Source organism: Bacillus sp. ISL-57, assembly GCF_018613135.1.
GTDB classification, from domain to species: Bacteria; Bacillota; Bacilli; order Bacillales; family DSM-1321; genus Peribacillus; species Peribacillus frigoritolerans.
On sequence record NZ_JAGGQV010000010.1, the window covers coordinates 106260 to 130194 of the forward strand.

A 23935-nucleotide genomic window follows, 5' to 3' on the forward strand; every position below is an offset into this window, starting at 1 on the left:
CTTATATTGACTTTCCTGTTCAGATAAGTGGCCAATCTTTGAAATGTAATGATCAATTTCATGTTTATATTTGTTTATCTCTTTTTTATGTTGCCCTTCCTTATCTGAAAGTGCTTTCTCTAAGTGATTAATCTCCACTTTATATTGCTTTTCTTGATCGGATAAATGATCAATGGTTTTAGTAAGCTGATTCATTTCATTTTTATATTTCATTTCTTTTTCGTTGAGAGATTGAATGGTTCCTTTTAATTCTTGAATTTCATTTTTGAAAATATTTTGCTCGTGAAAATAAAACATAGCTTTTTCAATTAATTTCTCAATCTCTAAATTTATGCTTTGTACATCTAAATTAGTTATTTTTTTATTTACTGGAGCAAGAAGTGATTTCACCTCTGTAAGCCCATCCGCCATTTTTTGAAAACCATCATGGCTTTTTAATTGCTCATTTTTAACATATTGTTTTTGAGCAGACTCATAATCTTTAACTTTCTTTTGAAGAGAAGCAATTTCACTTTGTAATAATTTATTCTTATCTCCAAGAGTTTTTATGTCATTATTTTTCTTTTCGTCTTTTGTTTTGGTTTCTTTAAAGTACTGTAGTTCAGCCTTATATTTCTTAATTTCTTCTTCCAATTTCTGAACCTTGGTTTCTGCACTCTTCCTTTCATGTTCCTTCCGATTGATTAGTTCTTGATATGTTCTTTGTTCATTTACCATTTCTTCATTGTGTTTTATTAGTTTTCTTATTTTCTTTTTACTATAATCTACTTCGTATTCATTAACTTTTGATTTGTATAGGGAAAGTTCAGATCTAAGGTGAATGATCATTTGCTGAAGTTGAACTGGAGTTATTTTATTCAATTTACTTTTTTGAATTTCATTGCCTTTTTCATCATCTGTGTACAAAATAACCACTCCTTATTTTTGATCACATGTGAACAGGCGGCAATCTCCGGCCAGTACTAATAAGGAATCAATTAGACAGGGTGAGATTGAGCGACTGTAAATGACCAAGAAGTTCCTATGCGGAGATGTTTATCAAGATTTTTATGGGTGTGGAGTACCGTTCGTGAGAGTGTTGGTGTTGCTTCATGATTAGGAACACAGCGACATCCAAATCATTGAAGGGGGTATGGTAGACAAAAGAAAATTCCTCCTCATAAAATGATCATCTTGACCGTAAAATCTTTGTTTTCAATTTTTTATTATTCATGCGACTGGTTTTAATCAAATACTGATCCCTTTATAAATGATTCCATAATAGTTATATGTACCGTATTCAAATTGGTGATTATATTTATCCGCTTTTTGAATCCCTCATTAAATCCTTAAGAATTTAAGTGGATGAAGCACTACATTTCCTTTTAATATTGTATACACAAATTTACACAAGGAATTAGAGTCTGCTGAGTGCATTCTTTATCATTTCTTCATTCCTCTTACATATTATAAATATTGGGTGATATAAGGGGTGTGGGAAATGGGCCGTACGGTATTAATTAAATGGTAAAGCTGCTACCAGGATTAACAAGAAGGGGGATACATAAATGGATATTAAAGTAGAAGTTGGAGATAAAAGGGCAGGAACCATCCCCTATGAGTCTCTCCCGGCATTTACTTATCTTTTCAGGGAATTGGGTTTTGATGTGCAGCCAGACACTGAAAATCAGAAAGTACAATTAAGTTCTGCATTGCATGGAAAAAGAATTGTCATTTCTTCCGACTATGATGTTAAATATAACACCTTTAGAAAGCACCTTCTTGAAAGGAAGGTGCTGGAGTATATTCAAACATTCATGTCTGCATGCGGGGCAAAGGTGATACTTAGAGATGAAAAGAAGGAATCTGAAGGGGCTGATCTTCATGTATGCTTTTCACTCTTTGAAATTCCAGGAATAAAAGAGCCCATTCTTGAATTAATCCACAATTCGAAATCAGCTAATAAAAAGGTATTGGATATTTTTCATTATGAATGTACAAGAACTGGAACAAAATTTAAATCTAATGAGGTGGTCAGAAGCTCAAGTAATCCTTTTATTAATATACAGATTATGTATCCTGTTATTACGGATGAAGATTTTTGGAAAAAACTTGGTGAGAAATATGCGATGTCCATAACAATAGGAATATTGGCTAGATTTCACGAAAGTTCGCCTCTATCTGCTTTGTCATTAGTTCCAATTGAAATATTCTCAAACATGTTTCTTCATTCTGAAAAAACTGGGGTGAATTTAGAGCCTGCCATGCAAAAAGTAAAAAGGTTACCAGAAAAGAAAAAGTTCTTATTAAAGAAACCAGCTATTACTAAAAGAAAAGAAGCAGAAGTGTTTTTAGATTATCATATTTTTATTGAAGAACTTGAAGAACGTAACAAAATCAAGCTTATTGGAGATCTTCATATTAAAAATATAGGTACGGAAGTTTTGCGGAATCCCGTTATCTGTCTCCGTTCCAGCCCTTCAGAAAGTATAAAAATATCTGGGCAAATATTGCCGCCCAATGTTGCCGAAACTTTAGGGGTCATGAAAAATGAAGAAACAAAAGGGTGGAAATATATGAATGAGGAATGGTTTGAAGAAATGGAGAAGGGTGAAACCTGGATATGTCCAATTCAATCTAAAAATATAAACCCAAGGCAAACAGAATCTTTAACTAACTTACAAATAAGCGTCCTTCAACCTGAAGAAAACAGCAATATTCGTTTAGAGGCTTTTGTGTTTTTTAAAGAACAAGATCTGGAAATCAGTTCAAGCAATCAAATTTCCTTATTATTAACGAAGAAACAATAAGATAATAAATTTAATGGCATAGAAAACTGGGGGTGGGAGTGGGTGATTGAAGGAAATTATCACTTTGAGAAATACATATTAGATAATAGGAAAGTGATAAGATTGTTGGACCAAGCGATAAAACAGAATAGAGGCTTTTCTCTTGCCCGTTTTGGAATCGGTGAAATAAGCTATTTAAGCTATCCAGCCAATGGATTACTTGTACAGGAATTTAAACGGTATGAATCTTATGCGGGTGTATCACATGCACCAGAGTTAATCAGGAGGGAATTGGTCAGGGCATTGCGGGATACTGATATTGCTGGTTTGATAGCTCCTTGGAGACTTGACCCTTGGGCAAAACAAACTAGAACTGTACTTGAACAACTGAAGTTCATGCCTACGAAATCCTGTTGTGCTTGGATCATGCAGAGCCTCTTGGACGAGGGGACATTATGGCCATGGCTGAGTGATAAGAAGGTATTTCTTGTTGGACGCCGTTCAAAAGAAGCAGAAATCGTTTTTAGAGAACAAGGCATACAAATTACTGGCAGTATAGGTTTAAATGGGTATGACGAGTTAATTAGAGTGCAAAATGAGCTCCAGTCTAATCAGGAATGGGATATAGCGTTAATTTCCGCTGGGATCCCGGCAACCATTTTAGCTCCAAGAATTGCAAAATCGACCCAGAAGGTTGCCATTGATTTCGGGCATGCACTTGATATGATTCTTGATGGAGAAGAATATAAACTTTCCGTCTTAGTAAAAAAGTGGAATGATCAGTTTTCCTAAATAGGAAAACAAAAATTAATGTAACATTGTAGGGAAAAAAATAATACTCGCAAATTCAACCTTGAATTCATAGGAAGAGGTGCGAGTATCTTATTCACTAAATTCAGTTTACGAATTTTAATTGTATCGGAAACACTTTTTTTCCTGTTAGTTGAAAACATTTTAATTCAGGGGTAGAGCTTGCAAACGAAATAATAAGGTGACCTACCTCTGGGTAGTTATTTAAAGTAATATCTCCTTCTGACGGATAAGCACTATCTGTTGGGTGGGAATGGTAGATACCGATAAAATCTTCATTCCTCCTATCGATAAGTTCGAATACATGACGAATTTGATTTAAATCCATCGAAAAGGAAAAGGAGCTCCTATTTACATTCTCCATTGGCCAAATTGTTTCTGCAATCCCATTTCCCCCTGAAAGCAGTCCACAGGCTTCATAAGGAAGTTCTCGTTTGCAATGAGAAATCAATTTTTGCCTAACATGATTGGTCATGTAAAAAGTACCGAATGTTAAACCTGGATCATTTGTTTTTTCCACAGCAACCTTTTGCCCGTACTGGCCGAACCTGGAGGGCTGAGGGAGTGATTTGTTGATGTTGTTGGGCGGGCTGCGGGTTAGGCATTCCTAATTTTCTTCTAACTTTACGTCTTAGCTTATCAGATGCCATTTTTTTCTCTCCTTTTATAGGTATGCTCTATAAATATGAAAACATGAATCTTTATGTAACCTAATAATTAATAAATGGGTCGCCTAAAATGTGGGGTGCATTTACTAAGTATTGAAGTGAATGATGGAATTAGACTTACCCAAAAAAAAAACCGAGAGATAAGATCCCTCGGGTTTTTAGTATTATACAGGGAAACGATCGCAATCTCCTACTTCAACCTCTAATCCAGGGTTAGCTAATTCTGTCAGAGAAATTGTGATGCTTGTAGTTGGGCCAGTTATTACAAGTGTAGCGGCATCTCCTGTAGGGTCAGCATCAGTTAGAGTCAGTGTGAATGTCGCGTTTTCTGGTACACCTCCGGCTGGCGTTATAACACCGGTACCAGTTGCAGTAAGCCCAGTTACTAATCCAGTAGCAGGATCTGTAACACATTCAGGCTGGTTAAAGTCGTTGGCTGTAAACGTGAAGCTTTGGTCAAGATCAGCATCTGGTGTTCCAATTGGGGTAGGTCCTAATGTATCGATGTAGGTAACTTGTATCCTGCTACCAGAAAGGGTACATTGGTCACAAACCAGGGCAGTCAAATCTAGGTTTCCTGTTGTCGGACCACCTAGACCGCTTTCGAATACAAGGATGGATGCTTCGCCAGTAAAGTCTGCTGAACCTTGGCAGTCGCAGTTCAACGTCGGGAAGAAGGTTGGGCATTGTTGCGGGAATCGTGGTGTTGGGCATACGAACCCATCTTCTTCAATTGGAATGACAGGACGTGGTCCACAGAACTTAGCCTCGACCTCTAGCTTAACCTCAGCCTCGACTTGAACATCTTTACACATGGTCACATCAAGTACAACCATATCACCTAGCATTTGATTTAAAACAACTGTACATTGAACATCGAAAATATTACAGTTGATTTCTGTTCCCTCAGGGAAACATAGGATTACTTCATCCATGAAACTAACAGGTACTACGAAATTACAACCTGGTAGTGGTTCTCCATTGCAAAAGAATTGAACGCGGATATGGACATGGAAGGCAAGGGAAACAATTTGAGCCCCTGGAACACTAGGAATGTTAGCTGGAATGGCTCCGATAAAATCACAGCTTCGTGTACCAACTACTTCCGAACAAGTAGCGGTTATTGTGTTACCATCATGACGTGCATCTTCAATTGCCGCAAAGCATTCTTCAGGTATTTGAACTTTATTGCGGTCGCGATTTGTTAGAACAACCCAGTCATATACTTTAGTAACTCGAATACATTCAGGTCCGATGGGGTTCGGTACCACTTGTCGGCCCTGAATAGATTTGACGTTCCTTTTTTTCATCAAACATCTTTCCCTTCAGTATCAGGTTTTGAACACATTAACATACTATGGGGATATCTTTTTATGGGTACATTTTTCTTAGAAAATGGGCTAATAAATTATTATGAATTTATAAATGTATATTTATATAATCAAACTTCAAAACATAAAATCTTAAAAGAAAGATCAGGAGGTGAATAGGTGTTGGCTATTGAATGGCTTGATTTTTTTATTTTAATTTTGGCTACCTTCCGATTAACTCATTTAATTGTTTTTGACGAAATCACTTCATTTATCAGAAAACCTTTCTTGACTGCCACCATCCAAGAAAATGCCTCTGGACAACTGGAGGAAATCATTGAAATAAAAGGATCGGGACTTCGTCATTTCATTGGTACGCTTTTGAGTTGTTATTGGTGTGTAGGGTTTTGGTGTTCCGTCATTACTGTATTTATTTATTATTATTTTCCTGCTGTTTTTCCGATCATAGTGGTCTTTGCTGTTGCTGGAGCTGCCGCTTTTATTGAATCTAAAACATGAAAGCATAATCGTTTAAGGGGGAGAATTTTATGTAATTTGATATTCAGACTAAGATTATATGCTAAACATCATAAAAGTGCTTCATAGACAGAGTGGCTAGGTTTTGGATGATGATCTACCTAAAAAGCTGTTGTGGATTGATAGCAAGTACGAGGGGCGTTACATTTTATTATTAAGCATCAGGGAAGCTAATGATTGATTAAAATCCATTCTGTACGAATGGATTTTTTCTTAAAATAATAGGAATTGAAATGGGAAAAAACACAGTTTCTCCAGCAAAAAATGTTGGAACTCCCCATACAAAAGATGAAGGTAGATTAATATATATGGGATTAAGACAGGAAATGCTCAGGAGGTACTTAAAGCGACTTGAGTTTACTCGTCCTAAGGGTGGCTGAGTTCTTATTAGAGGCATGAAGATAAATGAAGGCGAGTAAGCTAATGTAAAGAGACTATTCAAAAGTTGATAGCTTTTGGAGGGGATGTATCCGGAATAATCAATTTTCCATTTCTATAATTCGGTATTCTTTATTCAACGAATGGAGAAGGATAGTTCAAGTATGTTATTGAGCGTTAGTAAATTTTAAGTGAATATACAATTGGAGGAGGATTAATGAAAGCAATCGTGTACACCAAGTACGGTCCCCCTGACGTTCTTCATTTGAAAGAGGTTAAAAAACCGGATCCTAAGGAGAATGAAATACTGATAAAAGTAAAAGCGGCAACGGTAACAATGGGGGATATTCGGTCACGGAGCTTTACAGTTCCCCTCTCTGTTTGGCTGCCAGCTAGATTTATTATGGGATTAAGAAGTCCCAAGAAAACCATATTGGGCTTGGAGTTATCTGGAGAAGTTGAGTCAGTGGGCAAAGATGTCAAGCTGTTTAAAGCAGGTGACCAGATTTTTGCAGCTTCCCAAGTGGGTTATGGTGCTTATGCCGAGTATAAGTGCTTGCGTGAAGACGGGCCCGTTTCCATAAAACCTAATAATTTATCTTATGAGGAAGCCGCAGCCATTCCAATTGGGGCACGTACAGCATTGTTTTATCTAAGAAAAGCTAACGTTCAGAGTGGTCAAAAGATTCTTGTCTATGGTGCTTCAGGGAGTGTAGGAAGTTATGCAGTACAAATTGCCAAGTTTTTCGGAGCAAAAGTTACAGGGGTTTGCAGTACCGCGAATATAGAATTGGTAAAATCTCTTGGAGCCGATAAGGTCATCGATTACACTTCAGAGGATTTTTCCAGAGATGGTGAGACCTATGATGTTATCTTTGAAGCGGTAAACAAGAGTAGGTTTTCAGCTTGTATGAAATCGTTGAAGAAGGACGGAACCTATCTAAATGTCACTGTACCGGTACCTGGCGTTCGAATGTTATGGACTAAATTGACAACCGGCAAGAAGCTGATATTGAGTCAAAATTCACCAGAAACTCCCGAAGCTCTAAACTTCCTCAAGGAGCTTGTTGAAGCAGGGAAGATAAAAGTGGTCATTGACAGATGTTATGCGTTTGAAGAATTAGTTCAAGCCCATAGGTATGTAGAGAAAGGACACAAGAAGGGAAATGTCGTAATAACTATGGAACATAATGGGGAATCCTGATGGGTGAAAAAACGAAGCCCTTAAAAAGCTAAGGAATGTGTTCTTAATTATAAGGCAGCAGGTTTATACGGAAGTATCGGGTACGGGTGTTATTTAGGTGCGCCGCTGGTACGATATAGGTCTGATTATAGAAAGGGAGTGGAAAAATGTTTCCGATTTTAGAAACAAAGCGGTTGGTCTTGAGAGAATTGGTTGAAGGTGATGCAGCAGATCTGTTAAAATGTTTTTCCAATCCGGATGTATTAAGATATTATGGGCAAACTCCATTAACGAATACAGATCAGGTGAAGCAAATCATTAGGAATTTTTCAAAGAGTTTCGAAGATAAACATGGAATTAAATGGGGAATTGAATGGAAAGGGAAGGAGGGCATCATTGGAACGATTGGATTTCAAGAATGGTCTCATGAACATAAAAGAGCCGAACTGAGCTATGCACTTTTCCCGAAATATTGGGGTAACGGTTATGCAACAGAAGCAGTCAGTAAAGTGATTTCTTATGGTTTTAAAGAGCTTGAATTAACGCGTATTGGAGCAATTGTTTTTATTGAAAATAAAGCATCCAACAAATTGTTGATCAATTTAGGTTTCAAAAAGGAAGGGATATTAAGAAATTATATGTACCAAAATGATGTTTCATTTGATACTAATCTATATTCCCTTTTACAGTAAATCCTTAATGATATGCCAAGGAATATTGAAAGGTTCACAGACAAAAAAGTGGGGGATGGTAACTGTTTTACGGAAATCAATAAATGAATATTCAGATATATATTTAAAAATTCATTGTTTTCCTGTAAGATAACAATATATAAAAAACCTGTCGACTTGTCGACTTACTTAGAAAACGTGAGGAATATAGTAATTATGGAATTCGAAAAAAGTGTTGAAAAAAGTTGGAGCAATCAACAAAACATAGGTTTAACAGCATATTTAAAGAAAATGAAGGGCGAAGCTAGGGAAAAGGATAGGATTGATTATATCGATTCTTTTGTTTCAGCTATAGGTGGGCTCATTGCTATAATCATTATTAGTTTTATAGCTGTCTATTTAGGATATCCGATGGCATTAGCTCCTCTTGGGGCGAGCTGTGTCATTGTTTTTGGCGCGCATAAAAGTCTCTTGTCACAACCCCGTAATGTTATTGGAGGACATATAATCTCTACAACAATAGCACTTACCATTTGGAGCTTCTTTGGTAAAAGCTTATTCATTATCGGTATCGTACTGGCCATTGTATTAATTATAATGACATTTACAAAAACTGTTCACCCGCCCGCAGCTGCTAGTGCCCTGGTTTCGATCAATTCTCAAGCTGGTTGGGGATTCCTGACTTCAATTGTAATAGGTACCTTATTATTAGTTTTTATATCGATGATTTATAATAATTTATTTCAAACAAGACAATATCCAAAACACTGGTTATGAAAATTTATATCACATACTTTTAATGTAAATGTTTTATGGCTCATCCCTTATTGTTGTAACTTCCTTACTTCAATAAGCGGGGAGCCGCTTTTTTTTTACTATAAGAGTTAAATCCTTACCTACCATACATAAAAATGAACTTATGATAATGATTTACTTAAGCTTGATGGGCAGTGGTAAAATCCCAGTAAAAAAGGTGAGTGTTCATGTCTGGATCTGTAATAGAAGACTCTTATCAAATATCCGCCATCACTCTCAGCATATCCATTTTGGAATGAAATTCTTTTCGTAATCCGAGGAGAAGTCGAGGTCATTGACAATCAAAATTCCTGGCATTTGGCGGAAAATGATCTCTTGCTAAATAATGCCAACGATGTCCATACCTTAAAGGGCATGAAGAAAATGTGGTTCTATTGCTGCAAATTCCTCTTAATTCCATCGATCAGCTTTATCGGGATCTTCATCATATATCGGTATAAAAGATGGTCATCCAGAATTATTTTCTGGCTGATCTTAAAATATGAACAGATGCGTTAGCTGAAGTTCTGAGCAGTCTCTTTATGAAGGCAGCTCTTTCTAATGCAAGTAAAGGTGCACTTGAGTCTTACACAATCAACCTCTATATACATATCATGTAAAATGAAATACTAAATGAAGGAGGTTAAGGTATGGTTACATTGGATCCTTTTGTGAAATCAAATATAGTGTTTGATGGTATCCATCTTGAATTTCTCACTCATAAAGAAGATGTTATTGTAGGTGATTGTTTAAGAAAGGGGGTCGTTTTCGAGAATCATATATTAAATTATCTAAAATCGATTATCAAACCGGGAAGTCGTGTTCTTGATGCAGGCGCAAATATCGGTGCGATCGCTATTCCCTTAGCAAAAACCCAACCATGGGCAACGATATATTGTTTTGAACCTGATCCTCTAAATTATTCACTTTTAATTTTGAATATTACGCTTAATGGTATAAATAATATCCTTGCTTTCAATTATGCATTGGGTGAGAAAGATGAATTTATAACGTTCTATAGAAATGATAACAATTTTGGAGATCATCGTACATTAAGGACACCAATAAACCACAAAAGTTTTAAATCTTCACCAAATCGTATTCATATGGTGAATCCCGTTACATTTTTAAAGCAATCTTTAGGCGAACAATCCCCCAATTACTTTGATATATTGAAAATAGATACACAAGGAGCTGACTTTGAAATTTTAGAATCATGTTTACCTCTCATCAAAGATGATTCAGAAGTCGTTATCGAATATTCCCCTATACATTTACGTCAATACGGGACACCAAAGGGAAAAATAAGTGATATAATTAGTTATTTTTCAAGCATTGGGGTTTTAGGCCACACGATTTCCAGTACAAGTAAAGAAAAAGTATTGTCAGATTTTGATATACTCCCTACCTTTTATGATATCGTGCTAAAAGGTAAAAAATAAGTTAAATATACTTTATGCAATGTGGCAGGTTATTTGAAGAAGAAAAATGGAATGTATGTGTAGAATTTTCAGGGCGTTCCAAGGTGCATTTTACCGTTTTTATACCTCCGGTTGAGGTTGATAAAAGGTAAAGTAACCTTTTTCTTTTCTCTACTGGAAAGGAAGAAAAGCTAACGGCAAGCCCGTAGATGTTTCGGCTTTTATTCGAACCTTGATCCCTAAATTTAAATCAAGTGATTTTTGAGCTAGGCAACATATCAAAATAAAAGAGATTAATAAAATGAATTTGTGTTAAGTCAATTTAATTTTTTTAAAAAATAAGGAGTTAATGATGATGATAAAGGTCATTTCAACACAATTTTTGACGTCCTTATTACCTTCAGATTCGACTTTTAAACCAACCGAGAACATCACTAAATATAACAAAAAATTATTGATTAGTGCAGAATCAGGAATCCCTCATAATACTTCAGAAGGATTATTCGAATTAGATATTAAAACAAATTCAATAAAACATTTATTTAAAGGGAACTTTGCAGGAATAAAAAAATATAATAATCATTATTATGTTTTAAACAGAGATTTCAATCAATTATGGATTTTAGATAAGCAGTTAAACCAAATTTCCCAGCTGCCGCTCGACCAATTCTCCAACATTGATGATCTTCATGGCATAGATATTTCTAATGATGGATATATTTACATTGTTGGCACTAATAGAAACAAAGTTTTAATTATAAATCAGATTACAATGCAAAAAGAAGCTGAACTAATCCTCACAAACGAAAAAGAGGATTTCCACCATATTAATGATATATGTGTTACAGAAGATAGCCTATATCTATCTATGTTTTCAATCCTTGATAAATGGAAAAATTTCGACTTTTCGGATGGTGCGATTGTAAAGTTTGATCGGAGAAGTTTACTTCCTAAGGCAGTAGTCTGTCATGGCTTAAAAGCACCCCATAGCGTACTTATTTCAGAAGACAATTTACTTTTTTGTGATTCCCTTAATTTGAATGTTTCAAAGGTGAATCTTAAATCTAATAATATCTTTGTAGTGGCTCAATTCCACGGGTTCACTAGAGGTTTGTTTTTAGATAACGATATTTTAATTGTTGGTCAAAGTAACATGAGACACTTACAGCAGTTAAATAATAAATTTAATAATATTTCTTTGAATGCAGGTATCCATATCTTTGACCTTAAATCAAATATTAATCAATACATTAAATTACCAGTTACAAATGTTTATTCTGTTATTCCGTTTTAAAAACAAGATATTTAGCCAGTTTTTTAACTGTACCCTATAGAGTAGACACTTTAAAAAGGTCAGCTCTATAGGGAATTTTTATTTATAATGAGTTCAATGCGCTATGTACTTTGCATTGCAGGCAAAATGAGAAAAGATGCCAAAAATGCAATTCCTCCGAGAAAGATCATTAAAAGGAAGTTTGCATTAATAACGACCAGTGTTCGCAGAAATAATGAGAGCCCCAATTAAAGAATAAATTCCTGCTGTGGCCAAAGCATTATACGGATTTAAATTCCATAATTGTGCAGCATAACAGGACGTCTGACCTTTCATGATCCAACCGTTACCACCGGAACGGCAAAACTTGTAAATCCTCTCTTTGTTGTGCCATTAAAACTATCCACCCAAACATTTGCATAATAATCATACGGAGCAACCGAATAAAACATTAGGTATCCCCAAGCCGTATGAAATAAGCACTTCCTTTTAGCTGCACATAACCATTTTTCCCACCGTTTTTATTTATATATTCTGTTTCATAGGTGAGTGGACTTTTATTCACACAGCCTGTCAAATAGTTACGTAGTAAAGGGATAGTACTCCATTCCCATTAATGGACGAATACGGGCCAGAGGCCTTTTTTTGATTTATTAATATATAAATTACATTGTTCTTATATTTTATTAATAATGCAAAGGTAGTATTTAAATTGGTAATTACCTAAAAATTTTAAATGAGGAGGATATTTGTCTTTTTGCAAAATGATTACATAATGTAAGGAGCTAAACGATAAGTGGGAGGAATTGATTTTGAAAGCGAAAAATAAATTTGCTGCAATGATGACCGTTGTAACGGTTGGATTAACAACTTCTTTATCAAGTGTACAAGCATTCTCTGAATCTTCAAATTCAGAAAATATACGTAAACCGGAGCTCGTTTTTCCTGTAATCAGTGATGTACATATTGATGATGGATCAACTGCTGATATGAACAAGTTTAGAACAGCCATGGATCAATTAAACAAAGCTGCGCCTAAACAGGATGCTTTTATTGTGGTTGGGGATTTAACGGACTATGGATACGCTACTGAATATGATAAGTTCTTTTCCATTTATAATGAGAAGAAACAAGCTGGTGTCCAATCCATGTTTACAATGGGAAACCATGATTATTGGAATGGACTTTCCGTTGAAAAAGCACAGGATCGTTTTCTCGAGAAATCAGGAATGGATTCCCTTTACTATCATAAAAAAGTAAATGGATATGATTTTATTACGTTAAGTCCCGAAAATGGTAATACGCATGGTTTATATTCCGTTAAGCAAATTAACTGGCTGGGTGAAAAGTTAGCTGCAGCGGAAAAAGAGAATCCGGACCAACCAATCTTTGTTTTTCTTCATCAACACATTAAAGACACTGTATATGGAAGTGACTTGTGGGGGACTCAGGAAAACAAAGAACTTTTATATGATACATTAAAGAAGCATCCACAAGTTATTACTTTTTCAGGTCATTCTCATTATCCACTTGAAGACCCCAGGACGATTCATCAAAAAGACTTTACGTCTGTTGGCACGTCTTCTGTAAGTTATTTGGAATTAGAACCGGGCAAACTTCAAGGGTTTCATCCAGAAGGATATCGTGATATTAGTCAAGGGATGATCGTAGAAGTATATAATAATGAAGTTATCATTAAAAAACGTGACTTTCATAAAGACGATTGGACAGGAAAACCATGGGTAATAAAAAATCCTTCTAAAAAAAATAAATTTAAATATACAGACGACCGAGATCAGTTGCCACCATCTTTTGCAGGTAAAGACAAGGCTTCGATTGTAAAAGAAAAATCGACACTAAGAAGTTTAAATGTGACATTTCCCCAGGCGAAAGATAACGTGCTCGTACATTCTTATCACATAACGGCCAAAAACAAGGAAACAGGGGAGCTAGACGCAGATTTCACCGCATTTTCTGAATTCTATCTTGATCCTGTGCCAAAGAATTTAGAGTTCCCTGTAACCGGACTTAAGCCAGGAATAGATTATGAAATTAAGGTACAAGCACTGGATTCATTTAACAATAGCAGTAAAAAGGTGTTACTGGCTGATGGTCAGACAAAAGCACTTGAAATGGTCTCTGCACAAGCTTCTCCTTCTTTAGTAACGACAGGTGAATCGACTACACTCCAAGTGAAGATGAAAAACTTTGGAAATGATAGTGTAAAAGGAAAAATTAAAGTTGATGCACCTGAAGGGTGGACTGTGGAGCATAATGAGCTTGAATATGAGCTATCAGGATCTGAAGAAAAGAATTTGCCAATAAAAGCTATTCCTAGTAAGGAAAGTTCCGATTCTTCACAATTCACGATTACTGCTTACGAGGACGGCCAAATAATTGGTTCCAAGAAAATAAATGTATTCGTCAACATGATGCTTGGGGAAAGTTTTGACCAATTGGACTCTGCATTAAAGCCAGCAGTGAATGAAAACATTCCAAGTTCCATTCTCGGATGGAGCCATACAGCTCCTAACGGCTGGTCGGTTACAAATAGCTCGAATATGCCAGCTGGTACCGAGGAGTGGCAAGGGTGGAGCTTCACAACAAAGGAATTTTGGACAAAAGCGGAAGACCAAGATCGCAGCAAATTTGAACTTGGACAAGGTGTTATAGCAGTAGCGGATCCTGATGAATGGGATGATAACGGTTCACCAGCATCAAAAGGATTTTTTGATAGTACATTAACTTCCCCTTCTGTAAAAGTTGAGGGTGCAAAAGATCTATACGTAGGATTTGCTTCTCACTATAAACAAGAAGGAACACAAACAGCTGAAGTAACTGCTGTCTTTGATAATGGGGAAAAACAACAAGTTCTCGTTTATGACAATAAAGCAGCTTCGGATAATAAAAATGGACATGTTTTGAATAGGTATGAAGTTAAATCGATTAAGGTTCCTGAAGATGCATCTTCTATGAAATTACAATGGAGAATGCATAATGCGAAAAATAATTGGTTTTGGTCGATTGACAATATTAGATTGGATGACCAAATGATCGTCTCGCCAAATTATTGAGAAGAACAGGTGAACTTTTCTTGAAATTTATAAAAAGCGGACTTTCCTTAAGGGGAAGTTCGCTTTTTTCTATGTCACACAAACTCGGGACAAATAGTAAACTAATAAACCTTCATGGTCTTTTCCGTGAGCTTGATAAAGGTATAGCCTAATTAATTTCGTATCTTTAATGATAAATACTGAAGTGCAGTTATATATAATCTTTGGATAATATATAAATAATATCATTTTTATAAAAGGTAAAAATATTTTAACAAAAAACAAGCTTGGCCGGGACACCGCGATGCTTGCGCCGAGGAAGCTTGGCAGATAGTCGGCGGAAAGGGAGCGGATGCTAGAATTCAGTTTTTCAAATAAAAAAATATCGATCAAAAATAGAATAGGATTTTTTCCATGTATTTTAGAAAATTTTAAGATTTGTGTGATATGTTTTTTTAGTTCTAAGAAAAATTATCATGGAAATGCAGGAACAGCAGATAAACGGTGAACTCTTCTATAAAGGAGAAAACGAGAGATCGATACGGGGTGAAAAATATTTGTCAATTAAAATGAGGTTTCTGTTGTCCTATGTTGGCGTAATTCTTATTTCCATCACTTTATTTTTAACAGCTGGATTTTTACTTATTTTTGCAATAACAGGTGATGTAAAATCGATAGAGCATTTATATAAAAACTCTTATCTCCAAAAACCTTTGACTGCAGTGGAAGAAAGTGTGTTTCTCGATTTAAAGCTTTTGGCAAAAAATAACCCTGAACAGCTTCTAAACGAAGAACAGCTGAAGAGTCTTGAACATGGAGATATTAAGATTGTCGTTAGAAAAGATAATAACATTGAGTTTGCGTCCCCCGCACTTGATAAGCTAGGCTTGGTTCAATCACTTCCCATGTTCGAAGAAACGAACATCAATACACGGGACACAATCAAAATGAAAGACTCTTTTTTCACTTATGTGAAGTTTGATTTTTATTTTTCGGATAAAAGTGAAGGAAGCATTTTTGTCATGAGAAAGGCAAGTTCCTATGCCGAGCTGACTCGGGAGTCATTTCCCATTTTATTCGCCCTATTGTTATTACTGTTTGTAATGATTATTGGACTATTAAATTATTTAGTTTCAAGAAGCATCATCAAACCAATTTCAATACTTAAAGAGGGAGCGGAGCGGATAAAATCAGGAGATTTAAACTTTGAAATCAAAGCGACTTCGAATGATGAAATCGGACAATTGAATAGGGAATTTGAGGAAATGAGAAAAAAGTTAAAGGAGTCCGTAAACCTTCAGCTTCAGTATGAGGAAAATCGCAAAGAACTACTTTCCAATATTTCACACGATTTGAAGACACCGATCACTTCGATTATGGGATATGTTGAGGGGATAAAAGACGGGGTAGCAAACACCCCGCAGAAAATGGATAAGTATTTATCGACGGTATACCTGAAAGCAAGGGATATGGATTCATTGATAGATGAATTGTTTTTATTTTCAAAGTTGGATTTAAAAAAGGAACTATTCACTTATGAGACGGTCAGAATGGATAAATATTTGAAAGACTACGTAGAAGAGCTTCAACTGGATTTATTTCAACAAGGAATCCAAGTTGAACTTCAACAGCTGTATAAACCGATATACGTGTCAGCGGATAGAGAGAAACTGAAACGCGTATTGGCCAACCTGATCAGCAATTGTGTAAAGTATATGAATAAAGATGAAAAACACATTTCCATTTCTCTGCATGAAGGACTATATGATGTAGTTGTGCAAGTAACAGATAATGGTTATGGAATAGAATCTTCCGCTTTGCCTTATATTTTTAACCGCTTTTATCGGGCTGAGCAATCCAGGAATTCCCTGACAGGCGGAAGTGGTTTAGGACTTGCGATCGCCAAAAAAATTATCGACGAGCATGGAGGAGATATCTGGGCTACCAGTGAGATAGGAAAAGGTACAAGTGTTTTCTTTTCCATAAAGAAAGGTGAGGAAATGTGAAAAAGATATTACTTATTGAAGACGAAGTCAGTATTGCTGAATTGCAAAGGGACTATTTGGAGATCAGTGATTTTAGTGTCGATATTCAACACACTGGTGATGCAGGTCTCCAACAGGCCCTTCAAGGAAATTATCATTTAATCATTTTGGACATCATGCTTCCGGGGTTAAATGGCTTTGAGATATGCAAACAAATACGTGCTGTCAAAAATATCCCGATTTTGCTTGTATCTGCGAAAAAGGAAGATATTGATAAAATTCGGGGGCTTGGACTAGGAGCGGATGATTATATTACAAAGCCCTTTAGTCCAAGTGAACTAGTTGCAAGAGTGAAAGCGCACTTAGCGCGTTATGAACGTTTATCTGGAAGTCACCCCAAATCTAATTCAATCTATGTTCATGGAATTTCAATAGATAAGTCAGCACGCAGGGTTCACATAAACGGGGAGGTGGTCCCGTTTACAACAAAGGAATTCGATACTTTAGTGTTTTTTGTCATGCATCCTAATCAAGTATTAAGTAAAGAGCAGCTCTATGAAAATATTTGGGGATTGGAATCGGCTGCGGATGTTTCGACTGTCACTGTCCATATCAGGAAACTACGTGAAAAAATTGAAAGAAATCCTGCACATCCTAAATTTTTGGAAACCGTTTGGGGGGCGGGGTATCGCTTTAATGTTTAAATAGTATATTTTATGACCCGTCACGAAGGTGACGGGATTTTTTTATAAAACCTTAAGAAACTTTATGAATAAGTTAATCATTTTTTAAGAAATTGTTTAGAGGGAGTTTAAGATTAAGCACTAATATTATGGAGACGGATTGAGAAAAGAACTAAAAAATAAAAGGGAGAAAAATACTCATGCAACCTCAAACACATTTATAGCACAAATCATTTTGCATCAAGATCACCTCTAGGCAGATGAAAGGATGGTGTGTTTCATGCAAGGACGGCTAATGATTGTCATCGGGTGCCTATTCATCCTTCAAGGGTGTGCCTTAGATAGCGAAAGGGAGCCAAATAATCAGCAAAAGGAGTCAGGAAAGGGAATGAATGAATTACTGATTCAAGCAGTAGAACGAAAAGAAACGGAAAGAATAAGGAGTTTGATTGATGAAGGTGCAGATATTAATACACAGGACTCGGCAGGGCGAACCGCCACTATGATTGCGACTTATAACAACGATGCAGAGTCTGCAAATATCCTTATTGAAGCGGGTGCAGACGTCAACATTCAGGATGAAATGAAAAATAGCCCCTTCTTGTATGCCGGTGCTGAAGGGTATCTAGATATACTTAAACTTGCGATTGAAGCAAATGCCGACCCGTCCATAACCAACCGTTATGGAGGAACGGCTTTAATCCCTGCTTCGGAACATGGATATGTAGAGGTTAGTAAAGAACTTCTAACTAAAACTGATATTGATGTGAATCATGTAAAAGATCTCGGTTGGACAGCTTTGCTAGAAGCTATCATTTTGAAGATGGTGATGGAAAACAGCAGCGAACAGTGCAATTGTTAATAGATCATGGTGCAGGTGTCAACATTCCTGATAATAATAATGTGACCCCTTTACAACATGCCCGCGAAAAAGGATTTAAAGAGAATGAACAAATTTTATTAATAGCAGGAGCAAAATAACCAGATTGCGATACTTTCATTTTGTAATGTCAATTGCACCGCTAGTTAATTAAAATCACAATAAGATATGAGGAGACGAAAAAATGAACAAAAAAGCAAAAATTTCATCATCTATACTACTTGGATTAACATTGGCCCTAACAGGATGTAACACAAATGCACAAGACAGTCATAATGCACAGAAGCAGGAACAAAATGCCAAAGATAGTAAACAAGAAAATAAGTTAACAGCAGGCCAGGAATTGACTAAAATTCTTAGTGGCACGAATTGGCAAGGTACAAAAGTTTATGATAAGAATAATAATGACTTAACAAAGGAGAATGCTAACTTTATTGGTCTCGCAAAATATGACGATGAAACATCCAGATATGAATTTTTTGATAAAAATACAAAAGAAAGTCGTGGTGATAAGGGAACTTTCTTTATTACCAATGGGAAGATGCGTGTGTTAATTTCAGAATCGATGGGTTACCAGGCCGTTGTTGAAATAACAGAACTGAACAAGGATATGTTTACTTATAAAAGAATGGGTAAAGATGCTAATGGTAATGACGTAGAGGTGTTTGTTGATCATATTCCTTATACGGAAACAGAACTTTCCTTTACAGATCCAGACAAAAATTTGGAAACTTACACAGGGGACGTAGAAACAGATGTTGATGGAGAGAAAATTTTATCAAGCACCCCATGGCAAGGAACAGTGGCATTGGATGAAAAGGGAAATGATGTATCAAGCTATAACTCGAATTATTTAGGTCTGGCAAAATATGATGATAAAACAAATAAGTATGAATTTTTTGATGCTAAAACCGGTGAAAGCCGTGGTGATTACGGCTATTACGATGTTGTTCACGGCAATAAGATAAGAGCCCATGTTTCACTAGGGGAAAATAAATATGGCGCAGTTCTTGAACTTACAGAGCTTAATGAAAATAAATTCACTTATAAACGAATCGGTAAAGATAAAGAGGGAAAAGATATAACGATAACAGTGGAACATATACCTTATGAAGGTGATTTGAAACTAAAATCTACTAAGTAAAATAGTAAGAAAGGGATTTTGCATGAATAGCAAAATCCCTTTCTTTATATAGTAATAGAATGGTGGTTAGAGATGTTTAAACGTTAAACCGTTCAACAGATGTTTCAAGGTCATTTGCGAGCTTAACCATTGAGGAGGTGGAGAAGGAAATGTCCTCCATGGATTTCGCTTGTTGATCGGTTGATTGTGCCACTTGCTTTGAAGCCACTGCCGTTTCCCTTGTCAACCCTGCAAAATCTTCTATCGAAGCATTGATTTCCTGAGAACTTGCTGCCATTTGCTCTGTAATGGCTGATATTTCTTGAATCTGATCACTAACATGCTCAAAAGATTTTATAGTCTGTTTAAATGTTTCTCTTGTATTCAGCACAAATTTTGTCCCTTCCTCTACCTCATTAGTTCCAGTTTCCATCATTTTCACTGATTCATTTATGATGGATTTAAAATGAAGCAGGGACTCTTGAATATGGATTGCAGATTCCTTCGTGCCCACTGCCAATTTCCGTACCTCGTTCGATACCACCGCAAAACCTTTACCTTGTTCACCGGCTCTAGCAGCTTCAATTGCCGCATTTAGTGATAGCAGGTTTGTTTGCTCGGCAATTCCTGTAATTACGTGTACAATATTCACGATCTCATTTGCTTGTTCGTCCAAATTCTTTATTCTTGAACTCGTTTGCAGCATCACATCTTTTACTTGCAGAATTTGATTTGAGAGTTCATTTATATCTTGATTTCCAATGGACATCCTAGTTGAAACATGATTTGTCTGCTCGCTGACTTCTGAAGAAGCTTCGGCAATTCTTTGTATACCTATGGTCATTTCCTCGATGACCCTCGATGATTCTTCACTTCTGTGCAATTGTACTTCCGCAGCTCCTGCAACTTGCTGAATCCCATTGACGATATATTGTGTGGAAGTATCCATTTCCTTGATTTTGTGTTCGATATCACTTGATGATTCCAATAACTGGAATGATGAGCTTTTCATGGAATTGACGATCATAGTTGTATTGGTGATCATTTCCTCAAAGGATTCCACTAAAACCTTGATTTCGTCGTTTCCCTTAACCCTTGTGTTGCTAATCAGTTTATTGGCTGTTAATAAATCTCCATTTGAGATTTCCTTTGCAGCCAAGCTGACCTTGAGAAGCGGGCTTAACTTTTTAGTCAAGAACCATATTAGTGCACCCACTACGATCGCCATTAAGATTACATTGATTATTATCATAAGGGGAAGGGTGCCACCCAGAACCGTACTGGCCGTAGCATCGACTTTGCTGGCATCGATATCCACCCCTAGAATTCCAATGACCTCGTTTCCATTCTTTATGGGAACGAAAACGGATAAATAGTCACCATATTCAGGATCATGAACGATGGAAGTGGTAGAAACCTTGCCCTTCATGACGCTTTCTACATCCTGAAATGAAGTTGCGGTTGTGGTTGTTAAAATGGGAGATGCTTTTTTATCTCCCTTCCCCATTCCGTCTATAAGAATATGGACTTTTTCGCTATTTTCGTCAATCCCCAATGTATAGACATATAATGCTCCAGTTTTTTGTTTATAATCGTATAACTGTTCGCGTATCTCCCAATATGTAGAGGTTTCGGATTGATTACTTAAAAAATCGGCATAAGATGTTGGATTTATTCCTTGAGCGATGTTGCTTGCAATGTCCAGACTGCTCATAGCGATTGTTTTCTCAACCGTATCATTTGTACTCTTATACATCAATAGTAAACTTCCAATTAATGTGATGACCATGCCTGTTAAAAGAACAAAACCTATTTTCGTACTGAGTTTATTCATCTTTGTTTATTCCTTCCCCGTGTTATATATTAACCATGTTTTATATATCGGTAATAATTGAATATATTTAATGAGACTTTAAAAGCTTCGTTGGAGTTTTTAAACTTTTATGTTAAAGCAGAATCTAAAGGAGTATGAAGGAATTGGAGAGGGGGGAAATAATAAGACCCCATGACACTGCGAAGCCATTTTTTTAAGAATGGCAGTGTCGTAGGATCCGTTAGTATTTTTATATAGAAAGTCACGAAATCTAGGGTTTGCTGTAGCCGTTAGGCTGATATGCGTTTATTTTTCCGTTGAATAATCCATATTTCTATTGCTCCGGAGCCAAGCAATACTCCTGAAACAATGAATATAAGTCCAATGAAATGTGCAGGAACTATGGCTTCATTAAGGAAAAATGCTGCCCCTAACAAAGAGAATAAGGTATTTAAGTTAAGAAATATCGATGATTCGGCTGCGCCTACCTTCCCGATGGCATAATTATAGCTCATGTGCCCAAGGGCAGTGGCAAAAATAGCGGAGAAAAAGAAAGCTCCCCAGATGGATGGCGGTGCCGTTGCCAGTGAAGATAAGCCCTCTGGTTCCTTCCATAAGCTGATGGCAAAAAGAATAAAAGATCCGATAAGCATCATGTAGCCGGTTAATAATCGTGGATCCATTGTTTTTGAGGCTTTATTAATTAGTATGAAACTCAGTGCCTGTGAAAGAATGGAAAGGAGAATATCCACATCTCCCAGATTAATAGAATGAAGTCCTCCGCTTCCTGCCATAACGGTAAAACTTACACCCAGGGAACCGCAAATAAAGCCCAGCAGTTTGATTAACGTAGGTTTTCTTCGAAAGAAAATCATGGTCAAAATGACAGTCAATATTGGCCCCATGCCCAAAATCAATCCAGCATTCGAGGCGGAAGTCTTTGTCAATCCCTCAGCTAAAAAATAATGATGAAAAACGACACTCAAAAGTGCTCCTCCAAAAACGTAAAAAAGTTCACTTTTTTTAGGAAGGCGTATTAGTCCAAAGAAGAAAAGGATAATAATGACGATAAGAGAAGCAGTGAAAATTCTCAATGAAGTGATCGTTACTGGTTGCGTATGCGCAACTAAAATTTTAATAACTGAGACATTTAACCCCCACGTGATCATTATTCCGGTAAGTAAGATGTATATTTTCAAAAAACTCATTCCAAACAACCTTTCAAACTTATTTAACAATTGATATATTATACAACTTTCACCAAATTAATAGCAAAGAGTAAAATTTGATTGAAAAAAATCTGAAGCTGCCAATCATTAAAAAAGAGCGATGAAACAGTTCTTATCCGTTTTCCGTTATATGATTTTTTATCTTAACTTTAGCAGAAATATCATAAAAAATAATATCGAATAAAAATAAAATTACAAATTATCAAACTTTTCTATTGTTTTTGGTAGGGTTTTCATTTACAATTTCCTTATGATTTACCAAACCGGTTTAGTAATTAACTAAATCGATTTAGCAATGAAGCTTAATTAAAGTGATATGATCAAATGTTTTCTTTTTATTTGTGAATGTTCGAAAGAAGGAGGTACTGTATTGTCAACAAAATATGGTGTTTTAACGCTGGGCGACGCCATGATTACGCTAAATCCGGAAGAGACAGGACCTTTAAGATTCGTTAACCGTTTTGAGCGAAAAGTCGGAGGCGCTGAACTGAATTTTGCGATTGGCTGTGCAAGGCTAGGCTTGCGGTCAAAATGGATAAGCCGTTTAGGCAAGGATGAGTTCGGCAGAGTTATCTATAATTTCGCTCGTGGGGAAGGCGTGGACATGAGTGATGTGGCCTATGTAAATGGATATCCAACATCCCTTAACTTTAAAGAGATCCGGGAAGATGGTTCCGGAAAGACATTTTATTACCGCTATCAATCTCCCATTTTAACTTTAAAACCTGAAGATATAACAGAAAAGATGTTTGAAGAGATTGATATAGTCCACCTTACTGGAGTGTTTTTGGCCATAGATCCTAAAAATGTTGATATTGCCAAGAGGGTAATGGACATTTCAAAACAAAAAAACATACCTGTTTCTTTTGATCCAAATATCCGCTTAAAGCTATGGTCCATCGAGGAAGCAAGATCAGTTTACTATGATATTTTTCCATATGTTGATATTTTGCTTACAGGTTTAGATGAAATAGGATTAATCATCGGAACGGACTCTAAAGAATCATTGGCGGAATTCGCAAAGGTGAATGATATTGATCAGCTTGTTATTAAGGACGGGAAACATGGTTCAAAACTTTATACCAAAAATGAATGGCATGAAAAAGAAGCTTTCCCTGTAATACCTGTAGATACAGTTGGTGCGGGAGATGGTTATGATGCCGGTTATATTTACGGATACCTTAATGGTTTATCTATTGATGAAAGATTGGCATTCGCAAATGGTGTAGGAGCTCTTGTCACCACTGTTGCAGGGGACAATGAAGGATTACCATATTTGGATGAAGTAATACCTTTCATACAGAATGAGACTGTAATAGAAAGATAGTAGGCAGAAAAGAAATGGGAGGGAGAAA

At 36.3% G+C, this 23935-nt stretch carries 19 protein-coding genes and 1 pseudogene; 15 read left to right on the forward strand and 5 right to left on the reverse strand.

Annotated elements, in window-relative coordinates:
• Positions 1-906, reverse strand: a 906-nt coding sequence (locus tag J7I90_RS15550; RefSeq protein WP_214772757.1) for a hypothetical protein, incomplete at its 3' end; no start/stop codon positions are given.
• A gap of 728 nt (positions 907-1634) precedes the next feature.
• Between J7I90_RS15550 and J7I90_RS15555 the strand changes: the two genes are divergently transcribed.
• A complete protein-coding gene (locus tag J7I90_RS15555; RefSeq protein ID WP_214772758.1) occupies positions 1635-2789 on the forward strand; it encodes a hypothetical protein in 1155 nt (384 codons plus the stop codon).
• A gap of 42 nt (positions 2790-2831) precedes the next feature.
• Positions 2832-3560, forward strand: a complete 729-nt coding sequence (locus J7I90_RS15560; protein WP_214772759.1) for a GT-D fold domain-containing protein — start codon at positions 2832-2834, stop codon at positions 3558-3560.
• 103 nt (positions 3561-3663) lie between these two features.
• Here J7I90_RS15560 and J7I90_RS15565 read toward each other — a convergent pair whose 3' ends face one another.
• Both J7I90_RS15565 and J7I90_RS15570 read right to left on the reverse strand, forming a co-directional pair.
• The gene (locus J7I90_RS15565) at positions 3664-4098 is read right to left on the reverse strand and encodes a M67 family metallopeptidase (protein WP_311315191.1); all 435 of its coding nucleotides are present in this window, start codon (positions 4096-4098) and stop codon (positions 3664-3666) included.
• 312 nt (positions 4099-4410) lie between these two features.
• Positions 4411-5517 (reverse strand): BMQ_0737 family morphogenetic spore coat protein, encoded by a 1107-nt coding sequence (locus tag J7I90_RS15570; RefSeq protein WP_214772760.1) that lies wholly within the window; start codon positions 5515-5517, stop codon positions 4411-4413.
• A 219-nt stretch (positions 5518-5736) separates the two neighbouring features.
• On the opposite strand from J7I90_RS15570, the gene J7I90_RS15575 reads away from it, so the two are divergent.
• From J7I90_RS15575 to J7I90_RS15630, 12 genes and pseudogenes are all read left to right on the forward strand, one after another.
• Positions 5737-6075: a DUF1360 domain-containing protein gene (locus J7I90_RS15575; RefSeq protein ID WP_214772761.1), complete on the forward strand. Its 339-nt coding sequence runs from the start codon at positions 5737-5739 to the stop codon at positions 6073-6075.
• A 251-nt stretch (positions 6076-6326) separates the two neighbouring features.
• Positions 6327-6473, forward strand: coding sequence for a hypothetical protein (locus J7I90_RS15580; RefSeq protein ID WP_214772762.1), 147 nt, complete (start codon positions 6327-6329; stop codon positions 6471-6473).
• A gap of 215 nt (positions 6474-6688) precedes the next feature.
• Positions 6689-7675 (forward strand): NAD(P)-dependent alcohol dehydrogenase, encoded by a 987-nt coding sequence (locus J7I90_RS15585; RefSeq protein WP_214772763.1) that lies wholly within the window; start codon positions 6689-6691, stop codon positions 7673-7675.
• Between the two features lie 146 nt (positions 7676-7821).
• A complete protein-coding gene (locus tag J7I90_RS15590) occupies positions 7822-8346 on the forward strand; it encodes a GNAT family N-acetyltransferase (RefSeq protein WP_214772764.1) in 525 nt (174 codons plus the stop codon).
• Between the two features lie 195 nt (positions 8347-8541).
• Positions 8542-9102, forward strand: coding sequence for an HPP family protein (locus J7I90_RS15595; RefSeq protein ID WP_214772765.1), 561 nt, complete (start codon positions 8542-8544; stop codon positions 9100-9102).
• Between the two features lie 668 nt (positions 9103-9770).
• Entirely contained in the window at positions 9771-10562 is a 792-nt protein-coding gene (locus J7I90_RS15600; RefSeq protein WP_214772766.1) for an FkbM family methyltransferase, read from the forward strand.
• 334 nt (positions 10563-10896) lie between these two features.
• A complete protein-coding gene (locus tag J7I90_RS15605; protein ID WP_214772767.1) occupies positions 10897-11835 on the forward strand; it encodes a DUF4915 domain-containing protein in 939 nt (312 codons plus the stop codon).
• A gap of 791 nt (positions 11836-12626) precedes the next feature.
• Positions 12627-14888, forward strand: a complete 2262-nt coding sequence (locus J7I90_RS15610) for a metallophosphoesterase (protein ID WP_214772768.1) — start codon at positions 12627-12629, stop codon at positions 14886-14888.
• A 536-nt stretch (positions 14889-15424) separates the two neighbouring features.
• Positions 15425-16873 (forward strand): sensor histidine kinase, encoded by a 1449-nt coding sequence (locus J7I90_RS15615; RefSeq protein ID WP_214772769.1) that lies wholly within the window; start codon positions 15425-15427, stop codon positions 16871-16873.
• Positions 16870-17556, forward strand: a complete 687-nt coding sequence (locus J7I90_RS15620) for a response regulator transcription factor (protein WP_034307161.1) — start codon at positions 16870-16872, stop codon at positions 17554-17556. The genes J7I90_RS15615 and J7I90_RS15620 overlap by 4 nt, the downstream gene beginning before the upstream one ends.
• Positions 17557-17815: 259 nt before the next feature.
• A pseudogene (locus J7I90_RS15625) lies at positions 17816-18516 on the forward strand (ankyrin repeat domain-containing protein).
• Between the two features lie 83 nt (positions 18517-18599).
• Positions 18600-19559 (forward strand): DUF4822 domain-containing protein, encoded by a 960-nt coding sequence (locus J7I90_RS15630; protein WP_214772770.1) that lies wholly within the window; start codon positions 18600-18602, stop codon positions 19557-19559.
• A 76-nt stretch (positions 19560-19635) separates the two neighbouring features.
• On the opposite strand, the gene J7I90_RS15635 is transcribed toward J7I90_RS15630, so the two are convergent.
• The gene (locus J7I90_RS15635) at positions 19636-21372 is read right to left on the reverse strand and encodes a methyl-accepting chemotaxis protein (protein WP_214772771.1); all 1737 of its coding nucleotides are present in this window, start codon (positions 21370-21372) and stop codon (positions 19636-19638) included.
• Between the two features lie 269 nt (positions 21373-21641).
• Positions 21642-22559 (reverse strand): DMT family transporter, encoded by a 918-nt coding sequence (locus J7I90_RS15640; protein WP_214772772.1) that lies wholly within the window; start codon positions 22557-22559, stop codon positions 21642-21644.
• 391 nt (positions 22560-22950) lie between these two features.
• Here J7I90_RS15640 and J7I90_RS15645 point away from each other — a divergent pair, with 391 nt between their 5' ends.
• On the forward strand, positions 22951-23907 hold the full coding sequence (locus tag J7I90_RS15645) for a sugar kinase (RefSeq protein ID WP_214772773.1): 957 nt from the start codon (positions 22951-22953) through the stop codon (positions 23905-23907).
• Positions 23908-23935 lie beyond the last annotated feature (28 nt).

Coding starts and splice junctions, on each gene's coding strand:
- J7I90_RS15580 (WP_214772762.1), top strand. CDS start 6,327: ATGGGAAAAAACACAGTTTCTCCAGCAAAAAATGTTGGAACTCCCCAT.
- J7I90_RS15585 (WP_214772763.1), top strand. CDS start 6,689: ATGAAAGCAATCGTGTACACCAAGTACGGTCCCCCTGACGTTCTTCAT.
- J7I90_RS15590 (WP_214772764.1), top strand. CDS start 7,822: ATGTTTCCGATTTTAGAAACAAAGCGGTTGGTCTTGAGAGAATTGGTT.
- J7I90_RS15595 (WP_214772765.1), top strand. CDS start 8,542: ATGGAATTCGAAAAAAGTGTTGAAAAAAGTTGGAGCAATCAACAAAAC.
- J7I90_RS15600 (WP_214772766.1), top strand. CDS start 9,771: ATGGTTACATTGGATCCTTTTGTGAAATCAAATATAGTGTTTGATGGT.
- J7I90_RS15605 (WP_214772767.1), top strand. CDS start 10,897: ATGATAAAGGTCATTTCAACACAATTTTTGACGTCCTTATTACCTTCA.
- J7I90_RS15630 (WP_214772770.1), top strand. CDS start 18,600: ATGAACAAAAAAGCAAAAATTTCATCATCTATACTACTTGGATTAACA.
- J7I90_RS15635 (WP_214772771.1), bottom strand. CDS start 21,372: ATGAATAAACTCAGTACGAAAATAGGTTTTGTTCTTTTAACAGGCATG.
- J7I90_RS15640 (WP_214772772.1), bottom strand. CDS start 22,559: ATGAGTTTTTTGAAAATATACATCTTACTTACCGGAATAATGATCACG.